Here is a 9107-nt window from a genome sequence, read left to right as displayed (position 1 = left end):
CCAACCGGGCGTGGTTCTGCCCTGGCGCACCAAGGTGCGGGAGGCGCGTCATGACGCTATGCAGACCAGGCGCATTCGCGTGCGCGTTGCTGATGCTGGGTTTCCTGGCTCCGGCCGGGGCTTTGGCGGCATGCAGCGACAAAACCGTGCGCGGGCTGTCCGACGCGGGACGCAGCGTGGCCACCATCGCCAAACGCTGTGGCATGAGCGCGGCGGCCGTGAAGGAAAGGTTGGGCGCCGGGGCCGCTGCGGCAAAACCTGCGGCGACGTCAGGGGATAATCCGGCGGAAAAGTCCGCTGAAAAACCCGCTGAAAAGTCTGCCGCAAAATCCGCCGAAAAACCCGCTGCAACTGCCGCGACGCGATCCGCGGCGACTTCGGCCACGACAAGCGCGGCCAATGCTGCCAAGCCGGCAGGCAAGGCGCCCGCCGAGCCGCAGAAGCTCCCGCCGGGCACTGTGCTGGAACTGTGCGGATGCTACGGCAGCATGGAGTACGGCTTCACCGAGCCGAATGCGCAATGCGTCAGCGGCAAGGCGGTGGCGACGCGGTGTCCGGGCTATTGCCCCGTGAACCGGTCGCCGTGGCGCCGCATCTGCAGTTGAGGCGGTCAGCCCGCCCCGCTGCCCCGTCAGTCGGCCGCGCTGACCTGCGGCTGATGCGGACGCGCATGCACCTGGTCGATGCGCAAGCCATCGCGGCGCGTCACCTCGAAGCCCCAGTCACGCAGCAGCACGGTATCGCCTGCCTCGGGGATCCGGCCGCCCGCGCGCAGCAGGCAACCTGCCAGCGTCGCATCGGGATAATCGTCCGCCAACGCCGGCGCATCCAGCAGGCGCGCGGCTTCGTCCACGGACAACCGGCCGCCCAGCAGCCATGAACCGTCGGAAAGCTGCAAGGCCTCGGGCAGATCTTCCTGATGTTCAGGCAAGTCGCCCGCCACCGCTTCCAGCACGTCCAGCGGCGTGACCAGGCCTTCACACACGCCGTGTTCATCGACCACGATCAACATGTGGTCGCGCGAGGCGCGCAGCTCATCCAGCACCTTCAGCACCGGCGTCGTTTCCATCACGTAGCGCGGCTCGCGCGCCAGTTCCACGAGGTCGATCGGACCGGGGTTCTGCAGCATCGGCAGCACTTCCTTGAAGTGCAGCACGCCCAGAACGTTTGCCGGGTCGCCAGCGCACAGCGGCAGGCGCGAATGGCCGGTGGCGAACTTGCGGACGATGATGTCAGGCGTGTCGGCCACGTCCAGCCACGTCATGTCGCCGCGCGGGACCATGATGGAGCGGATGTCGCGGGCACCGATGGACAGTACGCGCTCGATCATCGAGCTTTCCTCCGGCGCGAAGGCGGGCTCGTCACCCGCACCGTCGACCAGCGCCACCACTTCGTCCGCTTGGGATACGGGTTGGCCAGCGCGGCCGCCGCGCAAGAGGCGCAACACGGCCTGCGCCGTGCGTTGACGGCGGCCCAGCGCATGCGTGCCCCGTGCGCGGTTGCGGCGCGCCAGCTGGTTGCACAGCTCGATCAGGATCGAGAAGCCGATGGCCGCGTACAGGTAGCCCTTGGGAACATGGAAGCCCAGGCCTTCCGCGACCAGGCTGAAACCGATCATCAGCAACAGGCCCAGACACAGGATCACAACCGTCGGATGGCGTCCCACGAAGGCCATCAACGGGCGGCTGGCGAGCATCATGACGGCCATCGCGACCACGACGGCGATCATCATGATGCTCAGGTCCTGCACCATGCCCACGGCGGTGATGACGGAGTCCAGCGAGAACACGGCGTCCAGCACCACGATCTGCAGAATGACCTGCCAGAAGACGGCGTGCTGCGGCTTCTGCGTCTGGTCGTGGCTGGCGCTGCCTTCCACGCGTTCGTGCAGCTCCATCGTGCCCTTGAAGAGCAGGAACAGGCCGCCCAGGATCAATATCAGGTCGCGCCCGGAAATCTCCGCGCCCATCACCGTGAAGAGCGGCGCGGTCAGCGTGACCACCCACGCAATACTGGCCAACAGGCCCAGGCGCATCACCAGCGCGAGCGTCAGGCCGATCAGGCGTGCGCGATTGCGCTGTTCGGGCGGCAGCTTGTCCGCCAGGATGGCAATGAACACCAGGTTATCGATACCCAGCACAATTTCAAGCACGACCAGCGTCGCCAGGCCAAGCCAGGCGGTAGGGTCGGACATCCAATCGAAAATCATCACTTTTCCACGGAAAACGTGAGCGGACGCGCAAGCGATGCGCGTCGGCGGGAAGGCGTTTTTTCAGCGGCGCGCAGCCGCGGCAGCGCAGGCGCGCGGGCGGGCGCGGCCTGGCGCGGCGGCGCACGGCCGCCGAGACGCGGCGTGGCCGCGGTGGCGCTAAGGGATCCGGCGCGCAGGAACGCCCTGGGCGCGGCAGCAGGAGGAGAAGATGACGGGCGCCGGCAGATGTGCGGCGCCCTGCTAGGAGGAGGGTCTTCGTTCATAGATGGCGGATGGCTCCAGGCTGCCGAAGCAGCAACAGTCGGAATATCCGCCGCGCTCTCTTTCTTACAGGATCCTGAATATTACCTGAAACCGAATATCGCGCGACGTGGAGCCCGGCATTGCGCCTATTGCCCACGCATGTCGGCCGTGCCGCCAGACCCCGACGATGCGCCCGACCCCGGCATGCCGCCGTGCCCGGTCGAACCCGTATTGGCGCCCGTCGCGCCCTTTGCGCCGCGCGTGTCGGCGCCCGCGTCATCCTGCCGGGGGCTTGATCCCGCACGTGGCGAATCGCGCTTCGCGTGATCGCCCTTTTTACCTTGCGCGGACTTCTGGGTCGTCCCGGACTGTTGAAGCGACTTGGGTTGGCTGGTCGTGCGCGCGTCGGGCGTAGTCGTCTGCGCCTGGGCAACAAGCGTTTTTTCAATACGCTGCGCCGAAACGCTGGTAGCAAGCAAGCCGCTCATGGCCGTAGCGCACAGATACAGAATCGGATGTTTCATGGTTGCTCCTTCGTCGGCAACGGTGACACACTGAGCCCCAGGCCAACGGGCTGACGCGGGATCTCTTTTCATCCAGGGGCAAGTCGCGTGCCTGCCTCGCCATGGGAGCGAACCATGAGTGATAAACCTGTACCCGGCCGGCGGGGGCTGCTCAAAGCCCTGGCTGTCGGTGTCCCCGGCGCTGCGTGGGCCCCCCGCGCGATCAGCGCCCCGGAACCTGCCTCCCCCACTCCCCATCAAGACACTGCCGCCACGGGCGGCGCCGCCAATCGAACGCTCAAATTCTTCAATGCGCAGGAAGCATTGACGATGGACGCCATCGCCGCGCGCCTGATTCCGGCCGACGATCTGGGGCCGGGGGCCAAGGAAGCCGGCGCGACGCTGTTCCTGGACGGCCAGCTCGCCGGCGCCTGGGGCGCGGGCAGCCAGCTCTACCGCCAAGGCCCGTTTGAGCAAGGCACGCCGGAACAGGGTTACCAGCTATCGTTCACGCCGGCCGAGATGTTCCGCCGCGGCCTCGCCGCGCTGGACGCTGCCACGCGCAAGCAGGACGACAAGCCGTTCGCCGAGCTGGACGCCACGCGGCAAGACGCCTGGCTGCGCGACATGCAGGAAGGCAAGCCGGATTTTTCGCCGTTGCCGTCAGGCGTGTTCTTCCAGGCCTTGCTTGAAGGCACGATTGAAGGCTTCTTCTCAGACCCGCTGTACGGCGGCAACGCCGACATGGTGGGCTGGAAACTCGTGGGGTTTCCGGGCGCGTTTGCCTCGTTCTCCAACGACATCGAGCGCCATGGCGTGATCTGGGCCGGCCAGCCGGTGTCGATTGCCAACGCCGTGAGCCACAAGATGACGCCGGGAGGCAAGCATGGCTAAATCGCTACCTGCGGTGGACGTGGCGATCATTGGCGGCGGGTGGACGGGCGCCATCATCGGCAAGGAGCTCGCGGCCGCCAATCAACGGGTCGTGGTGCTGGAACGGGGCGAGGCGCGCTGGCCCTCGCCCGATTTCCAAGGGCCCAACGTCCACGACGAACTCAAGTACACACGGCGCCACGAGCTGCATCAGGACGCCGCGACGGAAACCTACACGTTCCGCAACAGCACGGACCAGAAGGCGCTGCCGATGCGGCGCTGGCAATTCGCCTACCCCGGCACGCACCTTGGCGGCGCGGGCAATCACTGGTCGGGGGCCTACTACCGCTTCGATCCCACCGACTTCGTGATGCGCAGCCATTACACCGAACGCTATGGCGCGAACATCTTCGACAAGGAATTGACCTGTCAGGACTGGGGCGTGACATACGACGAGCTGGAGCCGTACTTCGACCGCTTCGATTACCTGATCGGCGCGTCGGGCCAGGCCGGCAACATCAAGGGCGAAAAGCAGGAAGGCGGCAATCCGTTCGAGCCATGGCGCTCGCGCCCCTACCCCAACCCGCCCATGAAGGTGCCCTACGCACCCGCGCTGTTCGGCGAGGCCGCGCGCAAGTTGGGCTATCACCCTTATGTGCAGCCGTCCGCACTCTGTACGCGGCCTTATGTGAATACCGAAGGCCTGCACATGAGCGCGTGCGTGTACTGCGGATTCTGTTCGAACTTCGGCTGCGAGCACTTTGCCAAGGCCTCGCCGCAGGTCTGCATCCTGCCCGTGGCCATGAAGATGGAGAACTTCGAGATCCGCACCGGCGCGCACGTGCTGCGCGTGGAGCTGACGCCGGACAAGAAGCGCGCCCGCGGCGTGACGTACGTGGACGCGGCTGGCGAAGAGGTCTTTCAGCCCGCCGAGCTCGTGTTCCTCTGCGCATTCGGCATCAACAACGTGCGCCTGCTGTTGCTGTCCGGCATCGGCAAGCCCTTCGATCCGGTCACGAACACCGGCGTCGTGGGCCGCAACTACACGCACCAGACCACCTCGGGCGTGAATCTGTTTTTTGATGAGTCGGTCAACATCAACCCGTTCATGGGGGCCGGCGCGGTCGCGGTGACGATGGACGATTTCAGCGCCGACAACTTCGATCACGGGCCGGTGGGGTTTGTGGGCGGCGGCTATCTGCAGATCCAGGTGGTCAGCGGCGCGCCCATCGGGTTTCATCCTACGCCCAAGGGCACGCCGTCGTGGGGGTCCGAATGGAAGAAGGCCGTCGCGCGCCACTACAACCATGCGGCGAATATCACCATCACCGGCTCGGCGCAGCCGTGGCGCGGCGGCTATCTGAGCCTGGACCCCACCTACAAGGACGCGTGGGGCCTGCCGCTATTGCGCGTGACCTACGACTTTCCCGACAACGACATCCGCATGTCGGCGTTTTTGACCGAGAAAGGCGATGAGATCGCGCGGGCCATGAAGGGCATCGTGCGCACCGAGCCCGGTCCGCGCAAACGGCCGTTCTCGGCCACGGCGTACCAGTCCACCCACCTGACGGGCGGCGCGGCGATGGGTGACGATCCCAACACCAGCGTCGTCAACCGCTACGGGCAGTCGTGGGACGTGCCCAACGTGTTCGTCACGGGCGCGGCGCTCTTTCCGCAGAACTCGGGCTACAACCCGACCGGCACCGTGGGCGCCACCGCCTACTGGATCGTAGAGAAAATCAAGGCGGACTATCTGCGTTCGCCGGGCCCGCTGGTGTCATCATGAGCGAAAACCGCACAGGCATTCTCTTCACCCTCGGGCTGATGATAGCGGTGCCGGTCATCACGCTGGTTGCCACGGGAGTCCAGATGATGGGCGCCGGCGGCGACGAGGCCATCCGGGCTTCCGCCGTGCCCCAGCCGCCGCCGCAAGCAGTCAGCGCGGCGCCGCAGATCCCAGGCGGGCAAGCCGCCGCGCCGGCGCCATCTGGCATAGCGCCGGCCACGCCTGCCGCAGCGGGCACGGCGCCCGCCCCGATGAAACCCGTGCCCGGACGCAGCGCCACCGATTTCACCGCGTCGCGCCCCGATTGGGAAAAGTGGCTGCGCGAAGCCGACCCCGAGGCGGGCAAGCAGCTTGCCGCCAACGGCAAACCCGCGGCCGCCGTGCAGGCGTGTGTGGCCTGTCACGGCCCCGCGGGCATCACGCCCACAGGCGGCATCTTCCCCAACCTTGCCGGCCTGCGCAGCGAATACCTGGCCAAGCAGCTTGCCGACTTCCGGGCGGGCACGCGCGTGCAGCCGCTGATGAATACCATTGCCCGTGCGCTGACCGAAGAAGAAATCGGCCAGGTGGCCGCCTACTACGGCACCCTTGCCGGACCGCCGTTGCACGTGGGCGAGTTCGGCGGCGAGGCGGCCCGCAGGCTGGACGTCGATGGCGACGGCGCACGCGCGCTGCCCGCCTGCGCCAACTGTCACGGTATGCGCGGCATGGGCGAAGGGCCGCTGCTGCCGCGGCTGGCCGGTCAGTCGCGGGAATACTTCACCGACCAGATGAACGCGTTTCGCAATGGCTCGCGGCAGAACGACGACGTGGGCGTGATGCGGGCGTTCTCGCAACGCCTGACCGACGCCGAGATCCAGGCGCTGGCGGCGTATTACGCCGGGCCCGCGCCCGCGCCGCGCTAGCGTCGCGGGCGGAATGCGGTAGGAACAGCTCGAGGGGAGTACAATCGCGTCCGCCGCATCCGCAATGGGTGCGCGTCCGCGACGCTGTCGCGGTCCCAGATGGACCCGGCTTGCCGGGTGGCTCGGCCGGGCGCCTATCCCTCGGACAACTCTCAAGCACCACGGGCGCTCGCCCATAATTTGCCGCGCACGCAGGCACCGCGATCCACGCCTGGCGCTTGTTCAATTCTGCTTAGCCAATCGATGTCAGTTCTTTCCAAGCTTCGCCGCGACTGGATGGCCAATCCGCGCGCGGACATTCTGTCGGGCGTGCTCGTCGCCCTTGCCTTGATCCCTGAAGCCATCGGCTTTTCCATCATCGCGGGCGTCGACCCCAGCGTCGGCCTGTACGCCTCGTTTTCCATCGCGTTCATCATTGCGTTCATGGGCGGGCGGCCTGGCATGATCTCGGCCGCCACGGCCGCGGTCGCGGTGCTGGTCGCCCCACTGGTGCGCGACCACGGGGTCGGCTACCTGTTTGCCGCCACCGTGCTGATGGGCGTCGTGCAAATCGCCGCCGGCTTCCTGCGGCTGGATCTCTTGATGCAGTACGTGTCGCGCTCGGTCGTGACCGGCTTCGTCAACGCGCTGGCCATCCTGATCTTCATGGCGCAGCTGCCGCAGCTGATCGGGGTAACGTGGGTGACCTATGCCATGGTGGCCGCCGCGCTCGCCGTCATCTATCTGCTGCCCCGGCTCACCACCGCCGTGCCGTCGCCGCTGATCGCCATCATCGTGATGACGGCCGTATCCATCTTTGCGGGCCTGAACGTCAACACGGTGGGCGACATGGGCACGCTGCCGTCGGCGCTGCCGTCGTTCATGATTCCCGACGTGCCCTTCACGCTGGAGACGCTGCGCATCATCCTGCCGTACTCGCTGACGATGGCGGCGGTGGGCCTGCTGGAGTCGATGATGACGGCGCAGATCGTGGACGATATGACCGACACGCCCAGCGACAAGCGCCGCGAGTGCAAGGGCCAGGGCATCGCCAACATCGTCACGGGCTTTCTGGGCGGCATGGGCGGCTGCGCCATGATCGGCCAGTCGGTCATCAACGTGCGCGCCGGCGGCCGCACGCGGTTGTCGACCTGCGTGGCGGGCGTCTTCCTGCTGTTCCTGATCGTGGCGCTGGGCCCGCTGGTGGCGCAGATTCCGATGCCGGCGCTGGTGGCCGTGATGATCATGGTGTCCATCGGCACCTTCAACTGGCGCTCGCTGCGCAACCTGGGCTCGCATCCGTGGCAGTCGTCCGTGGTCATGCTGGCCACCGTCGCCGTGGTGGTCTGGACGCATGATCTGGCGCGCGGCGTGCTGGTGGGCGTGGTGCTGAGCGGCCTGTTCTTTGCCGGCAAGGTGAAGAGGCTGCTCGACGTGGACACGTCGCTGTCCGAGGACGGCCGCACGCGCACCTACCGCTACGCGGGCCAGATCTTCTTCGCGTCGGCCTCGCGGTTCTCGGCGGCGATCGACTTTCACGAAGCGGTCGACCACGTGGTGATCGATTTGTCGGCCGCGCACTTCTGGGACATCTCGGCCGTCGGTGAACTGGACAAAGTGACGCTCAAGCTGCGCCGGGCCGGACGTCAGGTCGACGTTGTGGGGCTGAATGAGGCCAGCGCGACGCTGGTCGGCCGCTACGCGCAACTGGGCGCGTCCGCGGGGCACTAGCCCACGCCGCGCCCGTCATCTGGCTCAGGATTCGACGAAGGCCAGGATCAAGCCGCCGGTTTCCAACGGCGGCACGACGATGCGGGACTTGTGTGCCTGATGCGCCACGCCCGCGGCTGCCAGCACCTCCTGCACTCGCGCCAGCGCATCGGTGCGCAGCGTCAGCGCCGCGGCGCGTTCGCCGCCCGCGATGAGCGGCGCGGCATCCACGCCAAAGCGCGTCTGGATGCCCGCTGGCGTCAGATACAGAATGCTGGCGCGGCCGGCGGCAACGGCCACGCCGTCCTGCACTGGCTGCGCCGCGCCGGGGCCAAAAGCCTGCTCCAGCAGTTCGGCCGAGGCCGCGGGTTCGTCAGTCACGTAGACGTATTCGGCAATGCCGCGCACTCCATTGGGGTGTTCCCGCCATTCAGGCCGCCACACCAGTTCCGGCGTTTCGTGCTGGCAGAAGAACACCCGGCCATTCGGAATCAGGTCTGCACGGATGCGCAGCGTGCGAAAACGCGCATCGCCCAGCGTCTGTCCGGCCGCGGTGACCGGCCGATGGAAGCTGCGCGCACCCTCGCCTTCCAGCGGCACGTCGCGGTTGGCAAGATCCTTCCAGGTCGCGTCGGCATTGGCCGTCTTGAACACCAGTCCCGCGAGACCCAGCGGATGCTCCCAACGTGCGCCCGGGATATCGGCCTTGGGCGGCTCGACGCCGATGAGCTCCAGATAGTCGTCGCCAAAGATCGCCAGATGGTTGCTCGACCCCAGCGAGTGGTGGCCCCGGTCGGTGAGTTGAAAGCCAAGCCGGCGAAAGCGCGCCGCTGAGGCGTCCAGATCCAGGCCCGCCTGGATGACGACGTGATCGATGCGTAAGGTCACTCAAACTC

The 9107-nt window shown here is 67.0% G+C and carries 8 protein-coding genes and 1 other annotated feature; of the genes, 5 read left to right on the top strand and 3 right to left on the bottom strand.

Features of this window, described 5'->3' with window-relative positions:
- Positions 1-92: 92 nt before the first annotated feature.
- Entirely contained in the window at positions 93-605 is a 513-nt protein-coding gene (locus tag ASD71_RS06370; RefSeq protein ID WP_156395089.1) for a hypothetical protein, read from the top strand.
- Between the two features lie 26 nt (positions 606-631).
- Here the strand turns inward: ASD71_RS06370 and ASD71_RS06365 are convergent, their stop codons facing one another.
- Both ASD71_RS06365 and ASD71_RS06360 read right to left on the bottom strand, forming a co-directional pair.
- The gene (locus tag ASD71_RS06365) at positions 632-2209 is read right to left on the bottom strand and encodes a TerC family protein (protein ID WP_056561255.1); all 1578 of its coding nucleotides are present in this window, start codon (positions 2207-2209) and stop codon (positions 632-634) included.
- A 392-nt stretch (positions 2210-2601) separates the two neighbouring features.
- Positions 2602-2979, bottom strand: a complete 378-nt coding sequence (locus ASD71_RS06360; RefSeq protein WP_056561253.1) for a hypothetical protein — start codon at positions 2977-2979, stop codon at positions 2602-2604.
- 114 nt (positions 2980-3093) lie between these two features.
- Here ASD71_RS06360 and ASD71_RS06355 point away from each other — a divergent pair, with 114 nt between their 5' ends.
- The 4 genes from ASD71_RS06355 to ASD71_RS06340 all read left to right on the top strand — a co-directional run bounded on the left by ASD71_RS06355 (position 3094) and on the right by ASD71_RS06340 (position 8232).
- Positions 3094-3852 carry a gluconate 2-dehydrogenase subunit 3 family protein gene (locus ASD71_RS06355; protein WP_056561252.1) on the top strand — a complete coding sequence of 253 codons (759 nt, stop codon included), beginning with the start codon at positions 3094-3096 and terminating at the stop codon, positions 3850-3852.
- Entirely contained in the window at positions 3845-5617 is a 1773-nt protein-coding gene (locus ASD71_RS06350) for a GMC family oxidoreductase (protein ID WP_056561249.1), read from the top strand. The genes ASD71_RS06355 and ASD71_RS06350 overlap by 8 nt, the downstream gene beginning before the upstream one ends.
- A complete protein-coding gene (locus ASD71_RS06345; protein ID WP_056561247.1) occupies positions 5614-6522 on the top strand; it encodes a c-type cytochrome in 909 nt (302 codons plus the stop codon). Before ASD71_RS06350 ends, ASD71_RS06345 begins: the two co-directional genes overlap by 4 nt.
- Positions 6523-6620: 98 nt before the next feature.
- Positions 6621-6673 (top strand) — a sequence feature (sul1 is cis-regulatory element that is thought to sense ions involved in sulfur or methionine metabolism; They are found in Alphaproteobacteria).
- A gap of 92 nt (positions 6674-6765) precedes the next feature.
- Complete coding sequence (locus ASD71_RS06340; protein ID WP_056561245.1) at positions 6766-8232, top strand: SulP family inorganic anion transporter; 1467 nt, start codon at positions 6766-6768, stop codon at positions 8230-8232.
- Positions 8233-8256: 24 nt separating this feature from the next.
- Here the strand turns inward: ASD71_RS06340 and ASD71_RS06335 are convergent, their stop codons facing one another.
- On the bottom strand, positions 8257-9099 hold the full coding sequence (locus tag ASD71_RS06335; protein WP_056561243.1) for a VOC family protein: 843 nt from the start codon (positions 9097-9099) through the stop codon (positions 8257-8259).
- Positions 9100-9107 lie beyond the last annotated feature (8 nt).

Source organism: Achromobacter sp. Root565 (assembly GCF_001427425.1).
In the GTDB taxonomy this organism is placed as follows: domain Bacteria; phylum Pseudomonadota; class Gammaproteobacteria; order Burkholderiales; family Burkholderiaceae_B; genus Achromobacter; species Achromobacter spanius_D.
The sequence above is the reverse complement of the archived record's forward strand: the minus strand, read 5'-3'. Positions and strand labels throughout refer to the sequence as shown.